At 62.8% G+C, this 26,485-nt stretch carries 24 protein-coding genes; 6 read left to right on the top strand and 18 right to left on the bottom strand.

Features of this window, described 5'->3' with window-relative positions; translation table 11 throughout:
• Window positions 1-48 precede the first annotated feature (48 nt).
• Entirely contained in the window at window positions 49-1,248 is a 1,200-nt protein-coding gene (gltS, locus tag WIR04_RS15865; protein ID WP_025325999.1) for a sodium/glutamate symporter, read from the bottom strand.
• Between the two features lie 433 nt (window positions 1,249-1,681).
• Between gltS and ansA the strand changes: the two genes are divergently transcribed.
• Window positions 1,682-2,689: an asparaginase gene (gene ansA / locus WIR04_RS15860; RefSeq protein ID WP_025326000.1), complete on the top strand. Its 1,008-nt coding sequence runs from the start codon at window positions 1,682-1,684 to the stop codon at window positions 2,687-2,689.
• 90 nt (window positions 2,690-2,779) lie between these two features.
• Here the strand turns inward: ansA and WIR04_RS15855 are convergent, their stop codons facing one another.
• Window positions 2,780-3,058: a YeaC family protein gene (locus WIR04_RS15855; RefSeq protein ID WP_025326001.1), complete on the bottom strand. Its 279-nt coding sequence runs from the start codon at window positions 3,056-3,058 to the stop codon at window positions 2,780-2,782.
• Window positions 3,059-3,091: 33 nt separating this feature from the next.
• Window positions 3,092-4,525, bottom strand: coding sequence for a glyceraldehyde-3-phosphate dehydrogenase (locus WIR04_RS15850; protein ID WP_338888186.1), 1,434 nt, complete (start codon window positions 4,523-4,525; stop codon window positions 3,092-3,094).
• A gap of 210 nt (window positions 4,526-4,735) precedes the next feature.
• On the opposite strand from WIR04_RS15850, the gene WIR04_RS15845 reads away from it, so the two are divergent.
• Window positions 4,736-5,539, top strand: coding sequence for a DUF2989 domain-containing protein (locus tag WIR04_RS15845; protein WP_338888184.1), 804 nt, complete (start codon window positions 4,736-4,738; stop codon window positions 5,537-5,539).
• Window positions 5,536-6,093 (top strand): NUDIX domain-containing protein, encoded by a 558-nt coding sequence (locus WIR04_RS15840; protein WP_338888182.1) that lies wholly within the window; start codon window positions 5,536-5,538, stop codon window positions 6,091-6,093. The genes WIR04_RS15845 and WIR04_RS15840 overlap by 4 nt, the downstream gene beginning before the upstream one ends.
• Window positions 6,094-6,157: 64 nt before the next feature.
• On the opposite strand, the gene sppA is transcribed toward WIR04_RS15840, so the two are convergent.
• Window positions 6,158-8,002: a signal peptide peptidase SppA gene (sppA, locus tag WIR04_RS15835; RefSeq protein ID WP_338888180.1), complete on the bottom strand. Its 1,845-nt coding sequence runs from the start codon at window positions 8,000-8,002 to the stop codon at window positions 6,158-6,160.
• 417 nt (window positions 8,003-8,419) lie between these two features.
• Here sppA and WIR04_RS15830 point away from each other — a divergent pair, with 417 nt between their 5' ends.
• Entirely contained in the window at window positions 8,420-10,447 is a 2,028-nt protein-coding gene (locus WIR04_RS15830; protein ID WP_338888178.1) for an NADPH-dependent 2,4-dienoyl-CoA reductase, read from the top strand.
• 143 nt (window positions 10,448-10,590) lie between these two features.
• The gene (locus WIR04_RS15825) at window positions 10,591-11,139 is read left to right on the top strand and encodes an NAD(P)H nitroreductase (RefSeq protein ID WP_025326007.1); all 549 of its coding nucleotides are present in this window, start codon (window positions 10,591-10,593) and stop codon (window positions 11,137-11,139) included.
• A 414-nt stretch (window positions 11,140-11,553) separates the two neighbouring features.
• Here WIR04_RS15825 and WIR04_RS15820 read toward each other — a convergent pair whose 3' ends face one another.
• From WIR04_RS15820 to WIR04_RS15810, 3 genes are all read right to left on the bottom strand, one after another.
• Complete coding sequence (locus WIR04_RS15820) at window positions 11,554-12,120, bottom strand: sugar O-acetyltransferase (protein ID WP_338888175.1); 567 nt, start codon at window positions 12,118-12,120, stop codon at window positions 11,554-11,556.
• 208 nt (window positions 12,121-12,328) lie between these two features.
• Window positions 12,329-13,207: a 50S ribosomal protein L11 methyltransferase gene (gene prmA / locus WIR04_RS15815; RefSeq protein ID WP_338888173.1), complete on the bottom strand. Its 879-nt coding sequence runs from the start codon at window positions 13,205-13,207 to the stop codon at window positions 12,329-12,331.
• 535 nt (window positions 13,208-13,742) lie between these two features.
• A complete protein-coding gene (locus WIR04_RS15810; RefSeq protein ID WP_338888171.1) occupies window positions 13,743-14,759 on the bottom strand; it encodes a zinc-binding alcohol dehydrogenase family protein in 1,017 nt (338 codons plus the stop codon).
• Window positions 14,760-14,859: 100 nt separating this feature from the next.
• Here WIR04_RS15810 and WIR04_RS15805 point away from each other — a divergent pair, with 100 nt between their 5' ends.
• Complete coding sequence (locus tag WIR04_RS15805) at window positions 14,860-15,732, top strand: LysR family transcriptional regulator (protein WP_338888169.1); 873 nt, start codon at window positions 14,860-14,862, stop codon at window positions 15,730-15,732.
• Here WIR04_RS15805 and WIR04_RS15800 read toward each other — a convergent pair whose 3' ends face one another.
• The 11 genes from WIR04_RS15800 to WIR04_RS15750 form a co-directional block, all read right to left on the bottom strand.
• Window positions 15,733-17,157 carry a PTS transporter subunit EIIC gene (locus WIR04_RS15800; RefSeq protein WP_338888167.1) on the bottom strand — a complete coding sequence of 475 codons (1,425 nt, stop codon included), beginning with the start codon at window positions 17,155-17,157 and terminating at the stop codon, window positions 15,733-15,735. It abuts the gene before it with no gap.
• An 88-nt stretch (window positions 17,158-17,245) separates the two neighbouring features.
• On the bottom strand, window positions 17,246-18,703 hold the full coding sequence (gene panF / locus WIR04_RS15795) for a sodium/pantothenate symporter (protein WP_307765144.1): 1,458 nt from the start codon (window positions 18,701-18,703) through the stop codon (window positions 17,246-17,248).
• Between the two features lie 89 nt (window positions 18,704-18,792).
• On the bottom strand, window positions 18,793-19,041 hold the full coding sequence (locus tag WIR04_RS15790) for a YhdT family protein (protein WP_307765143.1): 249 nt from the start codon (window positions 19,039-19,041) through the stop codon (window positions 18,793-18,795).
• 188 nt (window positions 19,042-19,229) lie between these two features.
• Entirely contained in the window at window positions 19,230-20,570 is a 1,341-nt protein-coding gene (accC, locus tag WIR04_RS15785; RefSeq protein WP_025326014.1) for an acetyl-CoA carboxylase biotin carboxylase subunit, read from the bottom strand.
• A 15-nt stretch (window positions 20,571-20,585) separates the two neighbouring features.
• Window positions 20,586-21,047, bottom strand: a complete 462-nt coding sequence (gene accB, locus WIR04_RS15780) for an acetyl-CoA carboxylase biotin carboxyl carrier protein (protein ID WP_025326015.1) — start codon at window positions 21,045-21,047, stop codon at window positions 20,586-20,588.
• Between the two features lie 36 nt (window positions 21,048-21,083).
• Window positions 21,084-21,533, bottom strand: a complete 450-nt coding sequence (aroQ, locus tag WIR04_RS15775) for a type II 3-dehydroquinate dehydratase (protein ID WP_338888163.1) — start codon at window positions 21,531-21,533, stop codon at window positions 21,084-21,086.
• 285 nt (window positions 21,534-21,818) lie between these two features.
• Entirely contained in the window at window positions 21,819-21,941 is a 123-nt protein-coding gene (locus tag WIR04_RS15770) for a hypothetical protein (protein WP_262108529.1), read from the bottom strand.
• 2 nt (window positions 21,942-21,943) lie between these two features.
• Window positions 21,944-22,066 (bottom strand): hypothetical protein, encoded by a 123-nt coding sequence (locus WIR04_RS15765; RefSeq protein ID WP_307765142.1) that lies wholly within the window; start codon window positions 22,064-22,066, stop codon window positions 21,944-21,946.
• Window positions 22,067-22,068: 2 nt separating this feature from the next.
• Complete coding sequence (gene acs, locus WIR04_RS15760) at window positions 22,069-24,015, bottom strand: acetate--CoA ligase (protein ID WP_338888157.1); 1,947 nt, start codon at window positions 24,013-24,015, stop codon at window positions 22,069-22,071.
• 200 nt (window positions 24,016-24,215) lie between these two features.
• A complete protein-coding gene (locus WIR04_RS15755; RefSeq protein ID WP_338888155.1) occupies window positions 24,216-26,009 on the bottom strand; it encodes a sensor domain-containing protein in 1,794 nt (597 codons plus the stop codon).
• A 106-nt stretch (window positions 26,010-26,115) separates the two neighbouring features.
• Window positions 26,116-26,484 (bottom strand): hypothetical protein, encoded by a 369-nt coding sequence (locus WIR04_RS15750; protein ID WP_025326018.1) that lies wholly within the window; start codon window positions 26,482-26,484, stop codon window positions 26,116-26,118.
• Window position 26,485: the final 1 nt, after the last annotated feature.

The raw sequence follows: 26,485 nt of genomic DNA, 5'->3' as shown, positions 1-26,485 counted from the left end.
GAGCCCACCAAAAGGTGGGCTCTGTCATATGGGGTCTGGCGCCCGGGCTTACAGGAAGGGCAGGGCCAGGAACAGTTTGATCACCACGGCGTTGATGATGTCGATGAAGAAGGCGCCCACCATGGGCACCACCAGGAACGCCAGGTGGGAGGGGCCGAAGCGCTGGGTGATGGCCTGCATGTTGGCGATGGCGGTGGGGGTGGCCCCCAGACCGAAGCCGCAGTGGCCTGCCGCCAGCACGGCCGCGTCATAGTTGCTGCCCATGACCCTGAAGGTGACGAAGATGGCGTAGAGCGCCATCGCCACCGTCTGAGCGGCCAGCAGGATGAAGATGGGCAGGGCCAGGCTGGCGAGATCCCACAGCTTCAGGCTCATCAGCGCCATGGCGAGGAAGAGCGACAGGCTGACGTTGCCGAGCAGAGAAACCTCGCGGTCGCTCACCTCATGCCAGTTGAGCAGGGTCAGCAGGTTGCGCAGCAGCACGCCGACGAAGAGCACGCAGACGAAGACCGGGAGCTCCAGGGCACTGCCCTTGAGGTAGAGGGAGAACATCTCGCCCCCCTTGAGGCTGATGGCGATCAGGGCCAGGGTCTCGATCAGGCTGAAGGTGGTCAGCGGCCGCTCCATGTCCGGCATCTCGAAGCCCTGGGGGGCACCGTCACGGTTGTGCTCCTCGCCGGGCACCTGCACCTTCTTCACCAGGTAGCGGGCGACGGGGCCGCCGATCAGGCCTCCCAGCACCAGGCCGAAGGTGGCGCAGGCGATGGCGAGCTCGGCGGCGGATTGCACCCCGTACTTCTCGGTGAAGATGGAGCCCCAGGCCGCGCCTGTGCCGTGGCCGCCGGAGAGGGTGATGGAGCCGGCCAGCAGCCCCATGTGCGGGTCCAGACCCAGCAGGGTGGCCAGACCGACCCCCAGGCTGTTTTGCACCAGCAGCAGGCCGGTGACCACCAGCAGGAAGGTGATCACCGCCTTGCCGCCGCGCTTGAGGCTGCCCAGATCGGCGGAGAGGCCGATGGAGGCGAAGAAGGCCAGCATCAGCGGGGTTTGCAATGTGGTGTCAAATTGCAGTTCAAGCTGCATGGTGGAGCGCAGCAGCAGCAGCACCAGGGCGACCACCAGGCCGCCAGCCACCGGTTTGGGGATGTTGAAGGTACGCAGGGGGCCAATCCGGTTGACCAGCAGACGGCCGAGCAGCAGCACCAGGGTGGCGGCGACCAGGGTGGCGTAGGAATCAAGTTGTATCATGCGGTACTCCCATGTTGATCGGCTGTGTCTTTGGCGAGAAAGACTCACAGATTCAGCCGGGATAAAAACAGTGTGGCGCAGGCGCCAGTTCAAGAGGGGGCCACAGCCCCAGTCCCAGGCAAAAATGGGATCGATGCGAGCCCGATTTCATCAGGCATCCAGATGACATTCATGAAAAATCCGCCGGATAGTAGCAAAAATCACCGTTTATATCCATGTTCATCATATTAATGCTCAAAACAGTGCATTAACCTAGCATTTAAAACTACGTCCTGGGTGTGCTCCGGCCCGCAACAATGATGGCTGTCATTTGCAGCGGCAGTCTCTATAATTCGCCAGTTTCCCGCCCATGAGCGGAACCGGAATAGGAAGTGAAGGAACCGGTTGAACCTTGAATTGTCCGCCGGTTGTCAGTCCAGAGAGAGGAGAGGGTGTGAAGAAGTCTATCTATATCGCCTACACGGGCGGCACCATAGGGATGCAGCGTTCCGACCACGGTTATGTGCCGATGGCGGGTTTCATGGAAGATTGTCTGGCCCGGATGCCCGAGTTCCACCGGCCCGAGATGCCGGATTATCATATCCACGAGTACGCCCCCCTCATCGACTCCTCCGACATGACCCCGGCGGACTGGCAGCGTATCGCCGAGGACATTCGTGACAACTACGAGCAGTACGACGGCTTCGTGATACTGCACGGCACCGACACCATGTCGTTCACCGCCTCGGCCCTCTCCTTCATGCTCGAGGATCTGCACAAGCCGGTCATCATCACCGGCTCCCAGATCCCCCTCGCCGAGCTGCGCTCCGACGGCCAGCAAAACCTGCTCAATGCCCTCTATATCGCGGCCAACTACCCGATCCACGAGGTCACGCTGTTCTTCAACAATCAGCTCTATCGCGGCAACCGCAGCAAGAAGGTGCACGCGGACGGCTTCCACGCCTTCGATTCGCCGAACTACCCGCCGCTGCTCAATGCCGGCATCGCCATCTCCCTGGAAGCGGGGGAGCTGGGGGAGCCCTCCGAGCGTCCGCTGGTGCTGCACGACATCACCCCCCAGCCCATCGGCGTGGTGACCCTCTATCCCGGCATCTCGGCCGAGGTGATCGCCAACATATTGCAACAACCGGTGCGGGCGCTGATCCTGCTCTCCTTCGGGGTGGGCAATGCACCCCAGAACCCGGCCATGCTGGCGCTGCTCTCCGAGGCCTCGGCCCGGGGCGTCATCATCGTCAACCTGAGCCAGTGCCTGCACGGCAAGGTCAACATGGGGGGTTATGCCACCGGCAACGCCCTCTCCCGGGCCGGTGTCATCTCGGGCTTTGACATGACAGCCGAGGCGGCGCTCACCAAGCTCCACTTCCTGCTGAGCCAGGATCTGCCTGCGCCTCGCATCCGCGAGCTGATGCAGCAGTCCCTGCGGGGCGAGCTGACCCCCTGACGGGTCGCTATCGCCGAACAAAAAAGAGGGGAGCCATAATGGCTCCCCTCTTTGCTGTGCGCCGCAGTGCAGCGGTATCCCGGCTCTGTATCAGTGACTGAGGTCGATCCGCACTATCTCTTCCTCATCGCGATACTGGCGCTTGAGCTCGCTCTTGCTCTTCATCACTATCTCGCCGTCGCGGCCTATGTTCATGTGCTCGGGATCGGCAAGGTGCATCGCCTGCCAGGCCATCACGGCCTGCAGGGAGGTGGCCTTCTGCTCCTCGGTGAGGGGCTGGCCGTCCGGCCACTTGCCCAGCTCGACCGCGGTCTTGAGCCGCTCGTACACTTCTTTGGGCATCTGCCCTATCACCTGTTGAAACGACATCGGCCTCTCCTTGCAAATTGAGCCATGAAGGGATCAGGCGGGCAGATCCTGGCGGACTACACCGGCCATCTGCTCCATCACCCGCACTACCTGACAACTGTACCCGAACTCGTTGTCATACCATACGTAGAGCACGCAGTGATCCCCCTCGGCGATGGTGGCCTGGGAGTCCACTATGCCCGCGAAGCGGGAACCAACCATGTCGGAGGAGACCAGTTCTGTGCTGGCGCTGAAGTCGATCTGGCGATGCAGGGCCGAGCTCAGTGCCATCTGCTGCAGATAGGCGTTGAGGCTCTCCCGATCCGTGCCCTGCTCCAGCGACAGGTTGATGATGGCGAGCGACACATTGGGGGTCGGCACCCGGATGGCGTTGCCGGTCAGCTTGCCCTTGAGCTCGGGCAGCGCCTTGGCCACCGCCTTGGCGGCGCCCGTGCTGGTCATCACCATGTTGAGGGCTGCGCTGCGACCGCGGCGCTCGCCCTTGTGATAGTTGTCGATCAGGTTCTGATCGTTGGTATAGGAGTGCACCGTCTCCACATGGCCGTGGCGGATGCCGTATTTGTCCTGCATCACCTTGAGCACGGGTGTGATGGCGTTGGTGGTACAGGAGGCGGCAGAGATGATCTTGTCATCCGGGCCTATCACCTCGTGGTTGACCCCAAACACCACGTTCTTCATCTCCCCCTTGCCGGGGGCGGTCAGCAGCACCCGGGCGGCGCCGCGCGCCTTGAGGTGCTCGGACAGACCCGCCTCGTCGCGCCAGACCCCTGTGTTGTCGACGATCAGCGCATTGTCGATGCCATAGGCGGTGTAGTCGATGTCGGCAGGGCTGTTTGCATAGATCACCTGGATGAAGGTGCCGTTGGCGATGATGGCGCTGCGCTCATTATCCACCTCGATGGAGCCGTTGAAGGGACCGTGCACCGAGTCGCGGCGCAGCAGGCTGGCCCGCTTCTCCAGATCCCCCTCGCGACCGCCACGCACGACGATGGCACGCAGGCGCAGGGAGTTGGCGGCGCCGGTGCGCTCGATCAGCAGCCTGGCCAGCAGGCGGCCGATGCGGCCAAAGCCGTAGAGCACCACGTCGGTCGGGGCGGGCACTGAATTGCGGTTCAGGGCCGGGGCCAGCTTGGCACGCAGGTAGTCGTCTATGCCGGCTTCATCCTGGTGATCCTGCCAGTAGCCGACGGCCAGCTTGCCGAGATCGACTTCGGCGGCGGTCGGGTTCAGGGCGACCATGACCTGGAGCAGGGGGAAGCTTTGCTGGATGGGGAGGGGAGTGCCCTGGTGGCGGCGAACGACCCTGTGGGCCTTGAGGATGTCGATGGTGGAGGCGTTCTGCAGGGGGCGCCCGTAGAGGGTGATTTCTATCCCTTGCTGTCGGTAGAGGCGACCAATCAAGGGCTGCATGGCTTCGGCGAGCTCCTGGCTCTCCTGCCACGCCTGCAAGTAGTGCTCGTGGGTCATTAACCAGATCCTTTATTTCACGTTGTTGAAGCAAGTTGCCTGGGCAAATTGAAATTCGTCGAATGCAGATCAGTGTAGGGCTGACGGTTTCGTTATATTATTCTGCAGTCGCGGCCTTATACGGCGCGCGCATTGTAATGGATATGTAGCCTGTTTGCTAGTTGGCGGTGGCCAGTGCGGGTTGCGATTGTTACCAACCAGATGTGAACCATGACCCTATTCTCACAGCGTCCGTTACTGCTCCCCCTCGCCTGTTGTCTGACGCTGATGGCCTGCGATGACGACAGGATCCACAACATCTGCACCCAGTCTCCGGCGCTCTGTGCGGATCTGGTGGACGACGGCTGGTGTCGCCATGAGCGCAGCGATGTCATCCGCGCCCGCTACTACCTCCAGGAGGAGGGCTCGGACAGGCACAGGTACGCGCTGATGCGTGACCTGGAGCGTTACCTCCAGTGCGCCGAACACTCCACCAACATCGAATACAAGCGGGCCCGCGAGCAGAAGAGCCCCAGGGTGGAGGGCATGCTGGCCGCCGGCGCTCAGCTGGAGCAGCTGGATGCGCAGACCCGTGGCTCCCAGGATCCCTACCTGCTGCTCTGGCACTGGACCAACAACACCAATCCAGCGGCCCGTGCCAGCTTCCTGGCGCTGGAAGGCACCCCCGCCCTCGAGGAGCCGGAGTTGCAGCTGGCCCTGGGGGGCATCTATGCCAAGAGCGAGCCCCAGAAGGCCATCGCCCTGATGCATCACGCCCTCTCCCTCTATGGGGAAGGGGACAAGGTCAACAGCCGGATCCTCACCGCCCTCAGCACCCTCTACATGGGGCAGAAGGCATTTGATCTGGCCTATCAGTGGGGCAAGGTGAGCGAGTCGTTTCAGGAGACCCCCGAGGTCTCGTCCACCCGTCTCGGGATCTACCATGCCATCGGCAAGGAGCAGCAGGAGAGGCTGGATCAGGCGGCAGCCACCATAGTAGAGGCGCTCAGGGCAGGGAGCTACCAGGCCCCATGATCCCGCTACCACCCGGTGCCCGTGAATGGGCCCATGCCTTCGACATCCGCCTCGTCCATGGTCAGGTTCCCTGCGAGGGGCGGGTGCTCGAGCGGACCACGGTCAGGGCCGTGGTGATGCGCGGGGATGAACTGCTGTTGGTGCATTCTCGCGTCAACGGGGATCTCATGTTCCCCGGGGGCGGCATAGAGGCGGGGGAGTGTCACCAGACCGCCCTGGCCCGGGAGCTGCGGGAAGAGTGCGGCGCCGAGCTGGTGGCCGTGGGTCTGCTGCTCGGGCAGACCCGGGAGTTTCGTGCCGCCCGCGAGTCCGACTACGACGCCTACTGCATCCGCTCCTTCTATTACCTCTGTCAGGTGGGGGAGGCGTGGAGCGAGCCGCACCCCCAGCCCTACGAGATACGTCTTGGCTTCACCCCGGGCTGGTTTGCCCTGGAAGAGGCCTTGCAGACCAACAAGACCCAGCTGGCCGGCCCCTGTCCCCAGTGGACGGTGCGCGAGACCCGGGTGCTGGCCGAGTTGCAGCATTGGGCTGAGGCTGGATTGCTGAGCTGATAGTCATGGGTTTCTGAAGACAAAAAAACCGCCTTTCGGCGGTTTTTTTGTTGTCGTTGCCGGATCAGGGCACGCAGACCGGGCAGAAGGCGTAGGTGCCTTGCGGGTCATTGAAGCGGGTCAGCGGATCCAGGCTGCGGTTCATCTCCACCAGCACCTTGCCCAATCCTGCGGGCAGCCAGCTTTGCAGGTGCGGGGCCAGCGCCTGGGCGCTGCTGTCAAACAGCTCGCGCAGGAACCTGTCCCTTGCCGACTCTTCCGGCGCTATGGGGGTGACCTGCCAGCTCTTGAGGTTGGCGAGCTCGGCGGCGGCCTTGAGGGCGTCGTCCAGGTTGCCGAACTCGTCCACCAGCCCCAGCTCCTTGGCATCCTGACCGGTCCAGACCCGGCCTTCGGCGGCTTTCTCCGCCTCTTCCGGGCTCAGGCCACGGCCCTTGCCGACCAGACCGACGAAGCGCTGGTAGGTGTCTTCCACGCTCAGCTGGATGGCCTGACCGACGTGCTCCGGCAGGGCGCGGGTCAGCCCGACCCCCACGAAGTCGGTGGTGCCGACGCCGTCGGTGTGCACCCCGTACTGGGAGAGCGCCTTGTCGATGGTGGCGAACATGCCGAACACCCCGATGGAGCCGGTGAGGGTGGTGGGGGAGGCGAAGATCTTGTCCGCATCGGCGGAGATCCAGTAGCCACCGGAGGCGGCGTAGCTGCCCATGGAGATGACCACCGGCTTGCCCGCCTGTTTCAGGGCCAGCAGCTCGGCGCGGATCTGCTCGGCGGCGAAGGCGCTGCCCCCTGGGCTGTCGACCCGCAGCACCACGGCTTTGACCAGCTCGTCGCGGCGGGCCTCGGCCAGCAGCTCGGCGAGGCTGTCACCGCCTATGGTGCCGGCGGGTTGCACCCCGTCCATGATGGCGCCGCTGGCGGTGATGAGTCCCACCTCATCCTTGCCGTTCTGGGGATATTGCTCGGGGATGGCGGCCAGATACTCTTTCAGGCCGACCCCTTTCCAGCCGTGATCCTCGCTCTCGCCCACCTCCTTGATGACCGCCTGGGTCATCTCGTCACGGGTGGCGAGCTGATCCACCAGACCGTTGTCGAGGGCGTAGCTGGCGGCATTGCCACCGGCCTTGCGCAGCAGCTCGAGGAAGTGATCCTTGTCTGGCGCGACGGCATCCGGTTCTATCTCCCGCTGCTCGGCCACGTCGGTGACATAGGATTGCCACAGCTGATCCAGCCAGCGCTGGTTCGCCTCCTTGCTCTCGGGGGACATCTCGTCACGGGTATAGGGCTCGACGAAGGATTTGTAGGTGCCGACCTTGAACACATGGGGGGTGACGTTGAGCTTCTCCAGCGCCGACTTGAAGTAGGTCTGGTAGACCCCAAAGCCTTCGATCAGCACGGCGCCGCTCTGGTTGAGCAGCACATGATCGGCATGGGCGGCGAGCAGGTAGGCGCCCTGGCTGTAGTAGTCGGCCATGGCGATGACCGGCTTGCCGCTCTCCTTGAATGCATCTATGGCGCTCGCCACCTCCTGCAGCTTGGAGAGGCTGGCCCCCTGCAGTCCCTGGGGCTTGATCACCAGCGCCTTGATGCGGTCGTCATCTCCCGCGCTCTTGATGGCCCACAACAGGTCGGAGAGGACGATTTCACTGGGCTGATCGTCGCTTTTCTCCATCTGTCTCAGTAGCTGTACCGTCGGATCGGTTTGGGTGCGTTGCTCCACCAGTACGCCGGCGAGATTGAGGGTGAGGGCCCCCTCTATGGGCGTGTCCGGGGTCTCGCTCTGGTTGAGGCTGAAGGCGATGACCAGCACGACGATGAGAAACAGCAGATTGACCAGCATCAAGCGGGTAAAGTTGAGCAGACGCCACAGGCTGCGAAACAGCCACCCCAGACCTTTGAAAATAGACATAGCCGTGCTAACGCCCTGTTAATGGGTAGAGAGAGGTCATTATTAACCAGTTGACCCGCCAATTGCCATTTTCCCTTGGCCGCGATCGCCCCCCCTGGCTTCGGGACACGGCTGTTCGCTGAAAAAATGTCCAAACATTTGTTTGAAAAAGGATTTTCGATTCTTTACTCTAGCCTCAATTTGATAACAAAAAATTAACTGGAGGCCCTGTGAGCCGCTACCCGACGTTGCTGACCCCCCGCAGTCCCCTTCTTCGTCACCATGTGCTGGCGGCATCTCGTGTGTCTGCCTCGAAAAGGAGTGCGTCATGAGCCTTTATCCAACGCTGTTGACCCCCCTGGATCTCGGCTTTACCCAGTTGAAGAACCGGGTCTTGCATATGGATTCCTGCGTGCCGGCCTCGAAAAGGAGTGCGTCATGAGTCTATATCCAACGCTGCTGACTCCCCTGGATCTCGGTTTTACCCAGTTGAAGAACCGCGTGCTGATGGGCTCCATGCATACCGGCCTCGAGGAGGAGAAGGGGGGCTTTGACAAGCTGGCCGCCTTCTATGCCGAGCGCGCCCGCGGCGGTGTCGCCCTCATAGTCACCGGGGGGATAGCCCCCAACCTGCGGGGGCGCCTGGTGCCCCATGGCTCCCAGCTCAGCTTCCCCTGGCAGGTCGCCAAGCACAAGAAGGTGACCAGCGCCGTGCATCAGGAGGGGGGCAAGATAGCGCTGCAGATCCTCCATGCCGGCCGCTATGCCTACCATCCGTTCAGCCTGGCGCCGAGCGCCATCCGGGCTCCCATCTCTCCGTTCAAGCCGCGGGCCATGAGCGAGCGGCAGATCCGCGGCACCATACGAGACTTCGCCTCGACCGCGGCACTGGCCAAGGCGGCGGGCTATGACGGGGTCGAGGTGATGGGGTCGGAAGGCTATCTCATCAACCAGTTCATCTGCGAGCGCACCAACCAGCGCAGCGACGGCTGGGGCGGCAGCAGCGAAAACCGTATGCGCTTCCCGCTGGAAATAGTGCGGGCCATTCGCGAGCGGGTCGGCACCGACTTCATCATCATCTTCCGTCTATCCATGCTGGATCTGGTGGAGAAGGGCTCCTCCCTGGAGGAGGTGATAGCGCTCGGGAAAGCACTGGAGCAAGCGGGGGTGAGCCTCATCAACACCGGCATCGGCTGGCACGAGGCGCGCATCCCCACCATCGCCACCAGCGTGCCTCGGGGCGCCTTCAGCTGGGTGACCGCCGAGCTGAAAAAGCACCTCAAGGTGCCACTTATCACCACCAACCGCATCAACACTCCAGAAGTGGCCGAGCGTATCCTGGCGCAGGGGGAGGCGGACATGGTCTCCATGGCGCGCCCCTTCCTGGCGGATCCCGAGTTTGTCATCAAGGCCGCCGAGAACCGGGCGGACGAGATCAACACCTGCATCGCCTGCAACCAGGCCTGCCTCGATCACGTGTTCAAGCAGAAGCGCGCCTCCTGCCTGGTCAATCCTCGCGCCTGTTTCGAAACCGAGCTGACGTTTGGCCGGGTGCCCCAGCCCAAGAAGCTGGCGGTGGTGGGGGCCGGGCCGGCCGGGCTGGCATTCGCCTGCTACGCCGCCGAGCGTGGCCATCAGGTGAGCCTGTTCGATCAGGCGCCGACAATAGGGGGCCAGTTCAACTTCGCCAAGCAGATCCCGGGCAAGGAGGAGTTTCACGAGACCCTGCGCTACTTCGCCAGGCGGCTGGAGAAGTGCGGCGTCGAGCTCTATCTCGGTCAGCGCCAGAGCGCCGAGAGCCTGCTTGGCGGCGGTTTTGACGAGGTGATCCTCGCCACCGGCATCCGCCCGCGCACCCCCAACATTCCCGGCATCGATCATCCCAAGGTGCTGAGTTACCTCGACGTGCTGCGGGATCACAAGCCGGTGGGCCAGAAAGTGGCGGTGATCGGCGCCGGCGGCATCGGCTTCGACGTGGCCGAGTTCCTGGTGGAGAAGAAGGCGGAGGGGAGCGCGGATCATCATCGCGATCACTGGCTCAGGGAGTGGGGCATCGACAAGAGCCTGGGTGAGCGCGGCGGTCTGATGACGCCAGTGATCGACGCTCCCGAGCGCCAGATCTGGTTGCTCCAGCGCAAGGAGAGCAAGGTGGGGGATGGCCTGGGCAAGACCACGGGCTGGATCCACAGAACAGTGCTCAAGAACCGCAAGGTACAGATGCTCTCCGGCGTGCAATACCTGCGCATCGACGACGAGGGGCTGCATATCCAGGTGGGCGAGGCCAGACAGTGCCTGCCGGTGGATCAGGTGATCATCTGCGCCGGGCAGGAGCCCCTGCGGGAGTTGCAGGCCGGTCTGCAGGCGGCGGGCAAGCCGGTGCACATCATCGGCGGTGCCGACGTGGCGGCGGAGCTCGACGCCAAGCGCGCCATCCGCCAGGGGGCCGAGCTGGCGTCCGTTATCTAGCGCCCTGGCCTTGGCTGACTGCACGATGATAACCCCCTGACTATCAGGGGGTTTCTATTGGTGGCGCAGGCCAGCCCCGGCTGTGCTCCCCTTCGGGCTGTGCTAAGGTAGCGCCATCATTGCCCCCTGATAAGGAACTGACCATGGATGCCCTCTCCCTGTTACTCAACCGCCACTCCTGTGGCCGTCTGACCACCCCGGCCCCGAGTGGCGAGGTGCTCGACAATATTCTGAAGGCCGGCCTGCGGGCACCGGATCACGGCACCCTGACCCCCTGGCAGTTCATCCTGTTTGAAGGGGAGGGGCGCGAGCGACTGGGGGCCCTGCTGGCGGACGCGGCCCGCGCCCGGGGCGAGGACGACGAGAGCATCAAGAAGTGCCAGGAGGCGCCCCTGCGCGCTCCCCTGCTGGTGGCCGTCGCGACCCGCTATCAGGCGCACCCCAAGGTACCTAAACTGGAGCAGGAGCTCTCTGCCGGCTGCGCCCTGATGGCGATGCAGATGGCGGCCCAGGCACAGGGGTTCAACGGCATCTGGCGCTCCGGCTGGTTCATCTTCGACGAGGGGATCAATCAGGGGTTGGGGCTGGCACCGGACGATCAACTGGTGGGCTTCCTCTACCTGGGCACCCCCATGTTGGAGGCGCGCAAGCTGCGGGAGTTGCCTGTCGCTGACTTCGTACGTCGCTTCTAAGCCACGAATAGTGCAGAAAGACCCTGATTATTCAGGGTTTTTTTATTTACCCCAAAATGACGGCAGGCTGTACTGATAAATGGAAACTTGCCAAGAGGGAGTTCGGGCTTGCCTGGGAATTTTTTGAATAGTGAGAGGCTGTTCTCAATCCTGGTTGATTACCCTACGTAAAACGTTTGCGCCCCGTTATTATCCCATTGCCAGTTTAGAAGGTGACCCCTTCTAATTTTCTGCGATGAGAGTCGCAATTCCGTAGCACCTTTTTACAGCCCAACGTCGTCATGACATTGGGCTTTATTTTTATGGGCGGTTTTCTGCGTCAGCCCCGGCCCCTCTGCGTCTGTGGGCGGCCTTTTTTTACCGTCTCACGGGCCTTGATGATATCGGGCTTTATGTTGATGGGAGTTTTTGCCCCTAGCTCTCGGTCACTGGCATCTTGTCCCTGGCGGGCAGGATGCGGGCCGGATTGCCCGCCACTCGGGCTCCGGCCGGGACGTCTCTGGTCACCACGGCGCCCGCGCCGACGATGGCCTCCCGCCCTATGGTGATCCCAGGCAACAGTATGGCGCCACCGCCGATCCAGACCCTGTCTTCTATGGTGACCGGCAGCGCCGTCTCCACCCCCTGGATGCGCTCATCGGCGTCCAGGGCGTGGGCGGCGGTATAGATCTGCACGTTCGGCCCTATCATGACGTCGGCGCCGATGCGGATAGGCGCGTTGTCCAGCAGGGTGGCCCCCATGTTGATGTAGCTGCGCTCGCCAAGGTGGATGTGGCGGCCGTAGGTGCAGTAGAGGGGCGGGCAGATAAAGGCGTTTTCTGCCAGCTCGCCGAGGAGCTCTTTGAGCTGCGCCAGCTGCTGCTCCTCGTCCGCGCGATTGAAGCGGCGATAGCGGCGCGCCGTCTCCCGGCGCAGGAGATCCAGCTCGGGGGCCATGCAGTTGTAGGGCTGGCTGGCGATCATCTTTTCGTATTCGGTCATGGCTGGGTCTCAATGGGGTGGAGGGAGAGAGGATAAGCCATCGAGGGACAGAGAAGCGTGAAGCTCTCCCCAGAGTGGGCAGAAGGGTGCACTGCTGGCACCGGGAAACGACAAGGGCACCCTGGGGTGCCCTTGTCGTTCTGCAGGATGACATTGCTATCAGCCGTGCTTGCGACCGCAGTGTTGCCACAGTGATGGCCTCTTGCTATCAGCCGTGCTTGCGGCCTGAGAGGCGGCACCACTCTTCCTTCACCGCGGTCGGGTCCATCTCGAACCACTGACCGTAGATGGTCTCCAGCTCCGGGGCCTGGCTTTCCAGTACGCCGGAGAGCGCCATCAGGCTGCCGGGCTTGCCGTGGCCGGCGATAAGCGGTGCCAGCTCGCGCAGCGGGCCGGCCAGGATGTTGGCCACCACCACGTCCGCTTCCACCCCTTGCGGCTGATCAGCCGGCAGATAGAGCTCGATCTGGCCGGCGACGCCGTTACGTTCGGCGTTGTCATGGCTGGCCTGGATGGCCTGCGGATCTATGTCGATGCCGATGACACGGGCGGCGCCCAGCTTCAGGGCGGCGATGCCGAGGATGCCGGAGCCGCAACCGAAGTCGACCACCGTCTTGCCGGCCAGATCCAGCCCGTCCAGCCACTGCAGGCAGAGCGCCGTGGTGGGGTGGGTGCCGGTACCGAAGGCCAGGCCCGGATCCAGCATGACGTTGACCGCATCGGGGTTGGGTACGTCGCGCCAGCTCGGGCAGATCCAGAGCCGCTCGCCGAACTGCATGGGGTGGAAGTGATCCATCCACTCGCGTACCCAGTCCTTGTCTTCCAGCTGCTCGACCTTGTAGCCGACGTCTTCCCCGAAGATCTGCTGGAAGAAGGCGATGGTGGGCGCCGGGTCGGTTTCGGCATCGAACAGCCCCATCACCTCGGTCTCGCCCCAGAGTGGCGTTTCACCAGGCAGTGGCTCGTAAACGGGCACATCCTGGGCATCCATAAAGGTCACCGCCTGGGCTCCACGCCCCAGCAGCATGTTGCTCACCTTGTCTGCCGTCTTGGCAGTGGCGTTGATTCGAATTTGTATCCAGGGCATGGGGTCGACTCTTTCATAAATGTGAAACCGCGGGATTCTATCATCATGGGCCTGTGCTGTCGTGGTTTGCCCATGATGGGATGGGGAAGGAAGGCAACTCTGCCAAGTTGGCACGGTTAATGTATTCCTTACTGGGTGACGGGAAGCAACTTGTTCCCGCTGAATGCTTTGCTCTATGAAGTTCCGTCATCTTTTTCAGCCACCTTAGGGTGGCTTTTTTTATGCCGGTGCGCTGAAAAGCGGTCATTTTGCGGGTAAATGCAGACATTGGCACGCAATCTGCAAAGTTACACATGTCCTGCATAAGGATATGTGTGTGATTGTTACCCCAACGTTCAGGTTTTGAGGGCCATCCCGGCGGGATGGCCTCTTTTTTATGGTTTTTCGGGGGGAAGGCCCCGTTAGGGGCACAGATCGGCGGTGGAGCTGTGCACTCTTGGGGCTTGTCGCTGGTGATCTCACCCCATGATGGTGCATTTTTTACCTATAAGGGAATAGAACACACGGCTGTGGGGATCCCCTGGCTGCAAGGGCCTCAGCTGGCGAAGCCGCTCATGTCGATCACCAGCTTGCCCACCATGCGGCCTGCCTCCAGCTCGCGATGGGCCTGTGCCAGGCTGGACGGGGTCAGTTCGGGCAGGGTACGAGTGAGCGTGCTCTTGAGCACCCCTTGGTCCAGCAGGGCGGCGACCCGGCCGAGCAGCTTGTGCTGCTCTATCATGTCCGGGGTCTGGAACAGGGAGCGGGTAAACATGAACTCCTGGCTGAAGGTGACGCTCTTGGCCTTGAGCAGGCCCAGATCCCAGGGCTCGCTGGATTCGGTGATGGTGCAGATGTGACCGAAGGGGCGGATGAGGCTCGCCATGGCGGCCCAGTGCTGTTCGGTAGCATTGGTGCAGAAGATGGCATCGAGCTGGCTGATGCCAAGGCCGGCCAGCTCTTCCTGCAGCTTGTGATGACTCACTACCTGGTGGGCGCCCATGGCCAGGCACCAGTCACGGCTTTCAGGCCGGGAGGCGGTGGCGATCACCTCCATCCTGGTGAGCTGGCGGGCCAGCTGGATGGCGATGGAGCCGACGCCGCCGGCGCCGCCTATGACAAGCAGCCGCCCCTCGCTTTCGCGGTTGAGACCTATACGCTCGAACAGGGTTTCCCAGGCGGTGATGGCGGTCAGCGGCAAGGCGGCGGCTTCCAGATCGCTCAGGGTCTTGGGGGCGAGGGCGGCGATGCGCTCATCCACCAGTTGCAGGGCACTGTTGCTGCCGGGGCGGCTGATGTCGCCGGCATACCAGACCCTGTCCCCCGCCTTGAACAGGGTCACCTCGCTGCCCACGGCCACCACTTCCCCCACGGCATCCCAGCCCAGCACGCGGGGCGTGGCTTCAACCTTGGCCTTGGGGGCGCGCACCTTGGTGTCGACCGGGTTGATGGAGCTGGCCTTGACCCTTACCAGCAGGTCCCGCGGGCCTGGGGTCGGATCCGGCAGCTCGGTCTCGATGAAGCAGTGGGGGTGATCGCTTGGCAGATAATGGGTGAGGGCGATGGCTTTCATGGCAGTTCCTTTCAAATCGGTATGAGTGGGATTGCCAGAGAGTCTAGTCTGGTTGATTATTCAGATTAAGATGGGTAATTGGGACAGACTGTTTGTATATATGAACAATGTCGAACTGGAGTTGATGGGGCTGTTCGCCACAGTGGTGGAGCAGGGCAGTTTTACCGGGGCGGCCGAGGTGCTCGGCATGCCCAAGTCCTCGGTGAGCCAGAAGATCTCGCGCCTCGAGTCCCGGCTCGGGGTGCGGCTGTTGCAGCGCACCACCCGTAGACTGAGCCTGACCCCCCAGGGAGAGGTCTATGTGGAGCATTGCCAGTCCCTGCTGGCCCTGGCGAGAAGCGCCAATCTGGCCATGGCCAGGCTGCGCTCGGCCCCGGCGGGCCGGGTGCGGATCACGGCCCCCGAGGCCACAGGCACCCTGCTGCTTGGCCGGATCCTGGCCCAGTTTCGCGCCCTCTACCCCGAGGTGGTACTGGAACTGACCCTGAGTGACGAGCAGCTGGATCTGGTGGGGGAGGGTTACGATCTGGCGCTGCGGGCGGCACCATTGAAGGATTCCAGCCTCATCTGCCGGCGCATCGGCCAGGTGGCGCGCCATCTGGTGGCGGCCCCGGGTTATCTGGCGAGCCATGGCACGCCGCAACAACTGACGGAGCTGGGAGATCATGCCTGCCTGGTGCATGGGGCGCTGCCGCTGTGGCCACTGCAGGAGGGGGGCTGGCGACCCCAAGGGGCTTGCCTCAGCAACAGCCTGCTGGCGCTGAGGGAGCTGGCGCTCCACGAGGGGGGAATAGCCCTGTTGCCGGATCACGTCTGCCGGGACGATCTGGCGGCGGGGCGCCTGCTGAAGGTGCTGCCAGCTCACCCCATACCGCCCAATCCCTTCTACCTCATCTATCCGAGCCGCGAGCACCTGGCGCCCGCCCTGCGCAGCCTGATGGACTTCGTCGCCGAGCGGCTGCCCTTCGCCTGATCAGCGGTGCTGGCCGAGGGGGGCCTGACCGGGCTCGAGACCGAGGGGGACCGACTGGCGCTCTGCCAGCATGCGGATCTGCCCCTCGATGAGGCCGGCGTTGGGGCCCAGCACCAGCACCAGCTGATGGTCGTTCAGGACTATCCAGGAGAGGCAGCCCAGCCTGGCCAGACGGGACTGATCCACCAGCGTCATCTCCCGCACCCGCAGGCTGAGCCTGGTCAGGCAGACGCTCATGGCCTGCAGGTTGTCCATGCCCCCCAGCATCTTGAGGTACTGGATGGCCAGCATCTGCGGATCCGTGGGGGCCACGGCCGCGAGCTGGGGCAGATCCTCGGCGATGGGTTTGCTCGGCAGGCTGAGGGGGGCGTATTCAAGCAGCCGGGAGAAGACCAGGGCATAGATGACGAAGAACAGTATGCCGAGGGGAATGAGCCAGAAACTGTGCTCACCTGAGCCGTAGCTGAGCACCAGATCCAGCAGACCGGCGGAGAAGTAACTGCCCACCTGGATGCCGAGCCCGCTGCAGATGGCCAGCGACAGCCCGGTCAGCAGGGCATGGGCCAGGAACAACCAGGGGGCGGTGAAGGCGAACAGGAATTCGATGGGTTCGGTGATCCCCACCAGGGCCGAGGTGAGTGCCAGGGTGAGCAGCAAGCCCCCCTGCGGCAGGCGCCGCATCCGCTGGCGATGGAGCCAGATGGCAAAACAGGCGCCGGGCAGACCGAACATGATGACGGGATAGAGACCCGCCACATAGCCCTCGTGCAGCGGCTGGGCGGCAGAGAGCGCCTGCAGGTTGCTCTCCCCCAGCCCCATCAGGCTGCCCAGCACCTGGTGCAGACCGAGGGGGATCAGCAGCCGGTTCAGCACGCCGTAGCAGAAGGCGCCAAACGGCGTGGTGAGCAGGTCTGAGGCGAGTAGGGTGATGCCATCCTCCAGCAGGGGCCAGAGCAGGGCCAGGGGCACGACCAGCAGCAGGCTGGCCAGGGCCGAGAGCAGCAGGCCGGGCAGCTCCTCCTGCAGCGGCCGCAGCCAGCCGGGGAGAGAGAGGCTGCGGGTCCAGGAGCAGACCATGGCGGTGGTCAGGCCCGCCAGCAGGCCACAGATCATGTCCGCATGCAGACCGGGTTGCAGGGCGGCGAGTGCCGAGCTCAGCAGTAGGAAGTTGACAGCGCCGGCCAGGGCCTGCGCCCCTTGCCCCTGCCGGCTCAGCCCGAAGGCGATAGCCACCGCGTAGATAAGCGGCATCTGACTGAAGAGGGCGCGTCCGGCCAGGGAGAGCACCGCCAGATCCAGCACGTCCGGCTGGCCGAGCCGATAGAGCAGGGCCGCCAGCGGCAGAATGGAGACGGGCAGCAACAGGGCATAACCGAGCCGTTGCAGGGACTGGGTCAGGATCTTTCTGGCGTTCTGGACTGGCATAAGGGTGCGGCATTTTGTGACGTGGCGCACATTTTACCCACTCGCACCCATTTGGGAATAGGTGCGAGTCCCTTTATTGGCCCCTTTCTTATTTCTGATCAAACAATCGGCGAACCGACTGATCCGGGGCCGGAGTCAGCAGGCTGACAAGGATGAAGGCCACCAGCCCGAGCCCCAGGCTGGGCACTATGGCGTGCAGGCCGGCCAGTTTGATCCCCCACTGACTCAAGGCCCCGTAGCAGACAATGCCTGACACCATGCTGGCCAGCGCCCCGGGACCATTGGCCCGCGACCAGTAGAGGCCGAGCACCAGGGGCCAGAGGAAGACCGCCTGCAGACCGCCGAAGGCGAGCAGGTTGAGCCAGATGATCATCTCTGGCGGTTGCAATGCTGCCAGCAGCACCAGGGTGCCGAGGATCAGGGTGCAGAGCAGGGAGAGCCGTGGAATGCGCACCTCCAGCTTTTCTTGGCGAGGATTGAGGTAGTTGAGGTAGAGATCCTTGACCAGGGTCGCCGAGGCCTGGATCAGCTGGGAGTCGATGGTGGACATGATGGCCGCCATGGGGGCGGCCAGGAAGACCCCCGCCAGCCAGGGGGGCAGCACTTCCATCATCAGGGAGGGCATGATCTTGTCCGGGCTGTCCATGCCGGGCAGGATGGCGCGGCCCAGGGCGCCGGCGAGGTGCATGCCCAGCATCAGCAGGGCGCTGACCACTGTACCGATGAGGATGCCTCTGTGCAGCGCCTTGCTGTCGCGGTAGCCGAAGCAGCGCAGGGCAGAGTGGGGCAGCCCCACCACGCCGACACAGACCAGGATCCAGAAGCTCAGCATGAAGGGTTGGGTCAGCATGTCACCGGCGCCGGTCGGGCTCACCAGCTTGGGATCTATCACCTTGAGCTGGTGGATGAGGTTCGGCAGGCCGTCACCGGCAATCAGGATCCCCGCCAGTAAAGCGCCGGTCCCTATCAGCATGATGATGCCCTGAAGGGCATCCGTCATCACCACGGCGCGAAAGCCGCCGATCACCGTGTAGAGCAGCACGCAGCTGGCAAACAGGAAGAGCCCCTGCTGGTAGCTGAGGCCGGTGGCGGTTTCCAGCAGGCGGGCGCCGCCGATGAACTGCACCACCATGGTGGCGATAAAGGCGAGGATGATGGTCACCGAGCCCAGCACCACCACCCACTTGCTGCGGTAGCGGGCCCACAGCATGTCGTTGATGGTCACCGCATTGACCCGGCGGGCTATGATGGCGAACTTCTTGCCAAGCACCCCCAGGGTGAGCCAGACGGTGGGCAGCTGGATCATCGCCAGCAGCACCCAGCCCAGGCCTATCTTGTAGGCGGCGCCCGGCCCGCCGATAAAGGAGGAGGCCGAGGTGTAAGTGGCCACCAGGGTCATGGCCAGCACCAGGCCACCCATGCTGCGGTTGCCGATGAAGTACTCCTGCACGAAGTCACCACCGGCGCGGTGGCGACCGGCCCAGAAGCCGACCCCCAGCACCAGCACCAGATAGATGAAGAGCGGCAGCATCAGCTCAAGATTCATGAAGAGCTCCCTCTGTGTCGAGCGTTGTGTCGATAGACAGGTTGATTTCGCTCAACCGGGGCGTCATGGGTTCGCAGCGCGAGCTCGGCTCAAGATTCATGGGGAGGCTCCTCGGTGTCCAGAGGAATGTCGATGAAGAGGCGGTCCACCATGAGCGCGCACAGGCCGATGAACAGCAGTGGCATCAGCATGCAGCTGAGCAGGAACCAGAGCGGCATATCCCAGAGTTCCAGCTCTTCCGGGATGAAGTAAGCGGTGCCATACCAGGCAACGAAATAGAGCAGGGTCAGCAGCAGACAGAGGGCTGCTTCCCGACGGGCGAGCGCGAAACGATCCACCTTGGCCTCCGACAATTTTGAGGGGCGCAAGGATAACAAAAAAGGGCCATGTCGCCATGGCCCTTTTTTCGTTGCCGATCCGGAGGGACCGGACAATCTCTGTTGAAGAGTCCTTACAGACCCAACTTCTTGTGCAGATGGTGGCTGTTAATGCCACCGTGCGGCAAGTTATCGGGTCCTGGCACCTCTTACAGACCCAACTTCTTGTGCAGGTAGTGGATGTTGGTACCACCGTGCTGGAAGTTCTCGTCCTTCATGATCTCTTTTTGCAGGGCGATGTTGGTCTTGATCCCTTCCACCACCAGCTCGTCGAGAGAGTGACGCATGCGGGCGATGGCGATGTCACGGTTCTCGCCGTAACAGATCAGCTTGCCGATCATGGAGTCGTAGTAGGGCGGCACCTTGTAACCCGCATAGATGTGGGATTCCCAGCGCACCCCCAGACCACCCGGCGCGTGGAAGCGCTGGATGAGACCTGGAGACGGCATGAAGGTGGCCGGATCCTCGGCGTTGATCCGGCATTCGATGGCATGGCCACGGAGGCGGATGTCCTGCTGGGTGATCGACAGGGGCTGGCCGGCGGCGATGCGCAGCTGCTCCTTGATGAGATCCACGCCGGTGACCATCTCGGTGACCGGGTGTTCGACCTGGATCCGGGTGTTCATCTCGATGAAGTAGAACTCGCCGTTCTCGTACAGGAACTCGAAAGTACCGGCACCGCGGTAGCCGATTTCGAGACAGGCGCGCACGCAGCGCTCACCGATGAACTTGCGCATCTCTTCGGTGATGCCGGGTGCCGGCGCCTCTTCCACCACCTTCTGGTGACGGCGCTGCATGGAGCAGTCCCGCTCACCCAGGTAGAGGGCGGTACCCTGGCCGTCTGCCAGCACCTGGATCTCGATGTGGCGCGGGTTCTCCAGGTATTTCTCCATGTAGACCATGTCGTTCTTGAAGAACTGGCCCGCTTCGGATTTGGTCAGGGCGATGGCGGCGGCCAGCTCTGACTCGTTGCGCACCACGCGCATGCCACGACCACCACCGCCACCGGCGGCCTTGATGATCACGGGGTAGCCGATCCGCTTGGCGATGGTGGCGTTGCGCTTGGCATCGTTGTCCACCGGGCCGTCGGAGCCGGGTACGCAGGGTACGCCCGCCTTCTTCATCGCCTCGATGGCGGAAACCTTGTCACCCATCAGGCGAATGGTCTCGGCGCGCGGGCCTATGAAGATGAAGCCGGATTTCTCGACCACTTCGGCAAAGTCGGCGTTCTCGGAGAGGAAGCCGTAGCCCGGGTGGATGGCGACGGCTCCGGTCACCTCGGCGGCGGCGATGATGGCCGGCACGTTGAGGTAGGACTCACCGCTGGCGGGTTTGCCGATACAGATGGTTTCGTCGGCCAGGAGCACATGCTTGAGCTCCCGATCGGCAGTGGAGTGAACGGCCACTGTCTTGATCCCGAGCTCTTTGCAGGCGCGCAGGATCCGCAGGGCAATTTCACCGCGGTTGGCGATGACTACTTTGTCCAACATGGGTGGCGTCTTCCCTTATTCGATGATGAACAGCGGCTCGTCAAATTCGACGGCCTGACCATTTTCAACCAGGATCGCTTTGATCACACCGGCCTTGTCAGACTCGATTTGGTTCATCATTTTCATGGCTTCGACGATGCACAGGGTGTCGCCGACATTGACGTGCTGGCCGACTTCCACGAAAGGCTTGGCTTCCGGGCTGGAGGAGCGGTAGAAGGAGCCCACCATGGGGGAGCGCATCAGATGGCCACTCGGGGCGGCGTCGGCAGCAGGGGCTGCGGCCTGGGCGGCAGCGGCGACCGGAGCGGCGGCTTGTTGAACCTGTGCTGGCTGCATCATCATCTGCGGGGCAACGCTAACCTGGCCGGAGAAATTACGGCTGATGCGAACGGACTCTTCCCCTTCGGAGATTTCCAGCTCGGCGATGCCGGACTCTTCAACCAGTTCAATCAGCTTCTTGATTTTGCGGATATCCATTAGCATTCTCTTTCTTCTTTATCTGATCAGTGATTATCAAGCCGCGCGCAACTGATGCACGGCCGCGGTTAAAGCGAATTGGTAGCCATCGGCACCCAGCCCACAAATGACCCCCTTGGCGACATCAGACAGATAGGAGTGATGACGGAAGGGTTCCCTGGCATGAACGTTTGACAGGTGAACCTCGATAAAGGGGATGGCCACGCCCAGCAGGGCATCGCGCAGGGCGACGCTGGTGTGGGTGAAGGCGGCCGGGTTGATGATGATAAAACCCACCTGGCCCATGGCCTGATGGATGCGGCCGACCAACTCATGTTCGGCATTGGATTGCAGGTGTTCCAGGGTGACACCGAGTTCGTTGGCGTACTGGCTCAGATCGGCGACGATCTCATCGAGCGTCTTGCTGCCGTAGATTCCCGGCTCCCGCTTGCCCAGCAGATTCAGGTTGGGGCCGTTGAGCAGGAGGATTCGGTGATGTTGCGACATATTGAGTACATCCTCGATGATTATGCTGCTATCTATCAGCTATCTGTGGACCACCAAAAATCTAGCCACTTTCTGCACAATTCGGTGTGCCCTGGCACACAGATTTCGCAATTATATTGATTTCGTGAAAATTAGCAGCATTTTACTGGTCTAATCTCTACATCTGCCCATTTATTGAGCATTCCTGCGCTCGAAGCCGCTCTGCCGCTGCGCCCGCCTCTTTGGGCTTTCCAGACACGACAAAGCCGGCACAAGGCCGGCTTTGTCGTGATAGGGAGAGAGGACTCAGGCCGCTTCCGACTTCTCGCGGATAAGTTTGTCCACGACACCCGGATCCGCCAGGGTGGAGATATCCCCCAGGCTGTCGGTCTCGCCGGTGGCGATCTTGCGCTGCATTATGGAACGCATGATCATGCCGCCTCTGACTTCTCGCGGATAAGCTTGTCCACGACGCCCGGATCCGCCAGGGTGGAGATATCCCCCAGGCTGTCGGTCTCGCCGGTGGCGATCTTGCGCAGCATTATGGAGCGCATGATCAGGCCGCCTCTGACTTCTCGCGGATAAGTTTGTCCACGACACCCGGATCCGCCAGGGTGGAGATATCCCCCAGGCTGTCGGTCTCGCCGGTGGCGATCTTGCGCAGGATCCGGCGCATGATCTTGCCGGAACGGGTCTTCGGCAGGCCCTCGGCCCAGTGGATCACATCCGGAGTGGCGATGGCGCCAATCTCCTTGCGCACCCACTCCTTCACCTCTTTATGCAGCTCGCGACTGGGTTCTTCCCCGGCGATCAGGGTGACATAGGCATAGATGCCCTGACCCTTGATCTCGTGGGGCACACCCACCACGGCCGCCTCGGCTATCTTGGGATGGGCCACCAGGGCCGACTCTATCTCGGCGGTGCCCATGCGGTGGCCGGAGACGTTCAGTACATCATCCACCCGCCCCGTGATCCAGTAGTAGCCATCCTCGTCGCGACGGGCACCGTCGCCGGTGAAGTAGCGACCGGGGAAGGTGGAGAAGTAGGTCTGCTCGAAGCGCTCGTGATCGCCGAACACGGTGCGCATCTGACCCGGCCAGGAGTCGGTGATCACCAGGTTGCCCTCGGTGGCGCCCTCCAGCGGCTCGCCCAGATTGTCCACCAGGGCCGGCTGCACCCCGAAGAAGGGACGGGTGGCGGAGCCGGGTTTGAGGGCGGTGACGCCGGGCAGGGGGCTGATCAGGATGCCGCCGGTCTCGGTCTGCCACCAGGTGTCGACTATGGGGCAGCGCTCGTCGCCTATGGTGCGGTAGTACCACTCCCAGGCTTCCGGGTTGATGGGTTCCCCCACAGATCCCATGATGCGCAGGCTGGCGCGGGAGGTGCCTTCGATGGCCTCCTTGCCCTTGGCCATCAGGGCGCGAATGGCGGTGGGGGCGGTATAGAGGATGCTGACCTGGTGCTTGTCCACCACCTGGCTCATGCGGTTGGTGGCCGGGTAGTTGGGCACCCCTTCGAACATGAGGGTGGTGGCGCCGTTGGCGAGCGGCCCGTAGACCAGATAGGAGTGACCCGTGACCCAGCCCACGTCGGCGGTACACCAGTAGATGTCCTCTTCGTGATAGTCGAACACGTACTTGAAGGTGAGGGCTGCATAGACCAGGTAGCCGCCCGTGGTGTGCAGCACTCCCTTGGGCTTGCCGGTGGAGCCCGAGGTGTAGAGCACGAACAGGGGATCCTCGGCACCCATGGCTTCGGGCGGGCAATCCGGGCTGGCAGCGGCGACGGCGTCGTGCCACCAGATGTCTCTGTGGTCATGCCAGGCGACCTTGCCGCCGGTGCGTTTGAGGACGATGACCTTGTTGACCCTGGTATCCGGGTGGGTGAGCGCCTCGTCCACGTTCTTCTTGAGGGGGATGGGGCGGCCGCCGCGCAGGCCCTCGTCGGCTGTGATGACGATGGAGGAGCCCGAGTCTATGATGCGACCCGAGAGGGCCTCTGGCGAGAAGCCGCCGAAGACGATGCTGTGCACGGCGCCGATGCGGGTACAGGCCAGCATGGCGATGGCCGCCTCCGGCACCATGGGCATGTAGAGGCAGACCATGTCGCCGCGCTTGACCCCTTGGGCTTTGAGCACGTTGGCAAACTTGCACACCTCGGTGTGGAGATCGCGATAGGTCAGCTTGCGATCCTCGGCCGGGTTGTCCCCTTCCCAGATGATGGCGACCTTGTCACCCCGCTCGGCGAGATGGCGATCCAGGCAGTTGGCCGACACGTTGAGCAGGCCATCCTCGTACCATTTGATGGAGACATGACCCGGATCGTAGGAGGTGTTCTTGACACGGGTGTAGGGGGTCATCCAGTCGAGGATCTTGCCCTGCTCCCCCCAGAAGGCGTCCGGGTTCTGCACCGACGCCCGGTACATGGCTTCATAACCTTCCTTGTCCAGCAGGGCGTCGCTACCTATGTGGGCCTTGACCGGATAGACCTTGCTCTCGCTCATCTCTCACTCCTGTGAATACATTTTTGTAATGATTGAGTAACAACTTATACCTTTGGTACGGGAGGGCAATTAGACTTTTGGATAGCGACGAGAGGAGGAGGGGCGCCTGTGAGCGGGCCCTGACGGGAGCAAGCTGAAGGGAATAAAGAGAAGGGAGCCTGGTGCTCCCTTCTTCATTGGATCCCTTGAGGCGACCGTTGTCAGCGCTGGGGGGCGAGCATGGAGGTCATGTGGGGTTCTGACAGGGGGTGGCTGAACAGGTAGCCCTGGCCCTCCTCGCAGCGCAGAGACTGCAGGAACTGGCGCTGGGGCTGGGTCTCTATGCCTTCCGCCGTGACCGCCATGCCGAGGCTGTCGGCCAGGCTGACTATGGTGCGGCACAGCTCCCGGCTGTGCTTGTCGTCGGGCAGCGCCTGGACGAAGGCCCTGTCTATCTTGATGCGATCTATGGGCAGGCTTTTGAGCAGGCTCAGGGAGGAGAAGCCGGTGCCAAAGTCGTCGATGGCGATCTGTACTCCCAGCGCCTTGAGGCGGGTAAAGAGACTCAGGCTCTGATCCACGCTCTGGATGATGCTCTCGGTGACCTCTATCTCCAGCCGCTCTGCCGGGAAGCCGGTCTGCGCCAGGATGGCGGTGACCCTGTCCACGTAGTCGGGGGAGCGCATCTCCCTGACCGACACATTGACGGACAACCTGGGCACGGCGAACCCTTCCGCCAGCCACCTCTGTCCCTGCTGGCAGGCGGTGCGCATCACCCATTCCCCCAGCTGCTCTATCAGACCGCACTCCTCGGCCACCGGAATGAAGCGGGCGGGAGAGATCATGCCCTCGCTGGGGTGCTGCCAGCGCACCAGGGCCTCGAGGCCGCTGAGGCTGTCATTGGCGAGATCCGTCATGGGCTGGTACAGCAGGCGGAACTGCTGCTGCTCCATGGCCTTGATCAGCCCCTGCTCCAGGGCCATCCGCTCCCTCATCTGGGTCATCATGTCGGGGGAGTAGAACAGATAGCCGTTGCGGCCCCGGCGCTTGGCCTCATGCATGGCATTGTCCGCCGCACTGATGAGGCTGTCCGGGCTCTGGCCATGATCCGGGTAGAGGGCGACGCCTATGCTGGCCGAGAGCCTCACCCGCTCCTGCCCTATGTCGGCCGGATCGTGGAGCCGGTGTTGCAGCCGCTCGATCAGCGCCACCAGATCCTGGGGCTGCCGGATGTCGGGAAGCAGCACCAGAAACTCGTCTGCGCCTAGCCGGATGGCGAGATCCCCCGGGCGCAGGCTGTGGCGGATGCGCTGTGCCAGCAGCTTGAGCAGCAGATCCCCAGCGCTGTGCCCCAGGTTGTCGTTGATCAGCTTGAAGCCGTCGAGATCGATGAACAGCAGGGCGAGGGCCTGCTTGTTCAGGCGGGCCGTCTCTATCTCCAGTTCGAGCCGCTCCTGCAGCAGGTTGCGGTTGCCAAGATCGGTGAGGGGGTCGTGATAGGAGAGGTGGTGAAGCCTGGCCTCCGCCTGGTAGAGCCGCTGTGCGTGCTGGCTGCTGGTCTCCTGGATCTCCCCGGTGAAGCGGGTCGTTCCCAGATAGGCGCGGGGATCCTGGGTGAGATCGCGGGCGATGAGGAAGATGCCATTGAAGATCCCGGCGGCATCCATCAGGGGGCTGCAGCTCATCTGCCAGCGCCTCGGCCCGCCGGGGCGGGAGACATGGATGCAGCCCAGATCCAGCTCGGCCCGGGGGGCGCCATTGAGCAATTGCTTAAGCCGGGGGAGCAGCATGGGGGCCTGGGCCGGCGTGATGTCGAACAGGGTCTTGCCGAGGTGATCCCCCTGGGTCAGACCGCTCAGCTCGGTGAAGATACCGTTGACGCCACGGCACCTGAAGTCACGATCGAAGACCCCTATCCCAAAGGGTGCCAGCTCGAGCAGTTGTTGCCATTCATGAAGGGATAACGGGCCTGACAAATGCAGTGTCTGAACCGATTCGGGTAGCACTTTTTCCATGGCGGCTCCTGAATTGATTTCTTTGTCATTTAGATGACTGTGACAGTATGGCAGGAAGTTTCAAGAGGGAGAAAAAGTCTGGGAGTGATGTTAAATCAACGGGATCTCAGCCTTTCTGGCGGCCGAATGCCTGAATGCCGCGCACCAGTACCAGCCAGCCGAGCAGGTGGAACGGCAGGGCCAGCAGGTAGAGCAGCAGGAAGTGCGACTCGCTGCCGCTGCTGTTGATGAAGTCTACCCAGGCCACCAGCAGGGTCAGCATGCCCGCTATCTGGAATCGGCGGCGCAGCACCACCTCGACACCGAGATTGGCAAGGTAGAGGGTGAGCAGGATACCGCCAAAGCCGGTGAGCTGGGCGGCGCCGTACAGTTCCCTGTCCGGGTGAAACAGCAGGACGGCGAGGGGGGTCAGGCCCTGATCCAGCGGGATCAGGGCCAGCAGCCAGCATGCAATAAGAAGCAGGGCTGTTTTCATG

The sequence above is a fragment of the Aeromonas rivipollensis genome (assembly GCF_037811135.1).
Classification (GTDB): domain Bacteria; phylum Pseudomonadota; class Gammaproteobacteria; order Enterobacterales; family Aeromonadaceae; genus Aeromonas; species Aeromonas rivipollensis.
This window is presented reverse-complemented; position numbering and strand designations above follow the sequence as displayed.

Coding starts and splice junctions, on each gene's coding strand:
- WIR04_RS15825 (WP_025326007.1), top strand. CDS start 10,591: ATGGATGCCCTCTCCCTGTTACTCAACCGCCACTCCTGTGGCCGTCTG.
- prmA (WP_338888173.1), bottom strand. CDS start 13,207: ATGCCCTGGATACAAATTCGAATCAACGCCACTGCCAAGACGGCAGAC.
- acs (WP_338888157.1), bottom strand. CDS start 24,015: ATGAGCGAGAGCAAGGTCTATCCGGTCAAGGCCCACATAGGTAGCGAC.
- WIR04_RS15845 (WP_338888184.1), top strand. CDS start 4,736: ATGACCCTATTCTCACAGCGTCCGTTACTGCTCCCCCTCGCCTGTTGT.
- WIR04_RS15810 (WP_338888171.1), bottom strand. CDS start 14,759: ATGAAAGCCATCGCCCTCACCCATTATCTGCCAAGCGATCACCCCCAC.
- WIR04_RS15770 (WP_262108529.1), bottom strand. CDS start 21,941: ATGCGTTCCATAATGCAGCGCAAGATCGCCACCGGCGAGACCGACAGC.
- aroQ (WP_338888163.1), bottom strand. CDS start 21,533: ATGTCGCAACATCACCGAATCCTCCTGCTCAACGGCCCCAACCTGAAT.
- WIR04_RS15765 (WP_307765142.1), bottom strand. CDS start 22,066: ATGCGCTCCATAATGCTGCGCAAGATCGCCACCGGCGAGACCGACAGC.
- panF (WP_307765144.1), bottom strand. CDS start 18,703: ATGAATCTTGAGCTGATGCTGCCGCTCTTCATCTATCTGGTGCTGGTG.
- gltS (WP_025325999.1), bottom strand. CDS start 1,248: ATGATACAACTTGATTCCTACGCCACCCTGGTCGCCGCCACCCTGGTG.
- WIR04_RS15830 (WP_338888178.1), top strand. CDS start 8,420: ATGAGTCTATATCCAACGCTGCTGACTCCCCTGGATCTCGGTTTTACC.
- WIR04_RS15755 (WP_338888155.1), bottom strand. CDS start 26,009: ATGGAAAAAGTGCTACCCGAATCGGTTCAGACACTGCATTTGTCAGGC.
- accC (WP_025326014.1), bottom strand. CDS start 20,570: ATGTTGGACAAAGTAGTCATCGCCAACCGCGGTGAAATTGCCCTGCGG.
- sppA (WP_338888180.1), bottom strand. CDS start 8,002: ATGTCTATTTTCAAAGGTCTGGGGTGGCTGTTTCGCAGCCTGTGGCGT.
- WIR04_RS15800 (WP_338888167.1), bottom strand. CDS start 17,157: ATGCCAGTCCAGAACGCCAGAAAGATCCTGACCCAGTCCCTGCAACGG.
- WIR04_RS15750 (WP_025326018.1), bottom strand. CDS start 26,484: ATGAAAACAGCCCTGCTTCTTATTGCATGCTGGCTGCTGGCCCTGATC.
- accB (WP_025326015.1), bottom strand. CDS start 21,047: ATGGATATCCGCAAAATCAAGAAGCTGATTGAACTGGTTGAAGAGTCC.
- WIR04_RS15840 (WP_338888182.1), top strand. CDS start 5,536: ATGATCCCGCTACCACCCGGTGCCCGTGAATGGGCCCATGCCTTCGAC.
- WIR04_RS15855 (WP_025326001.1), bottom strand. CDS start 3,058: ATGTCGTTTCAACAGGTGATAGGGCAGATGCCCAAAGAAGTGTACGAG.
- WIR04_RS15805 (WP_338888169.1), top strand. CDS start 14,860: ATGAACAATGTCGAACTGGAGTTGATGGGGCTGTTCGCCACAGTGGTG.
- WIR04_RS15820 (WP_338888175.1), bottom strand. CDS start 12,120: ATGACCGAATACGAAAAGATGATCGCCAGCCAGCCCTACAACTGCATG.
- WIR04_RS15850 (WP_338888186.1), bottom strand. CDS start 4,525: ATGACCCACGAGCACTACTTGCAGGCGTGGCAGGAGAGCCAGGAGCTC.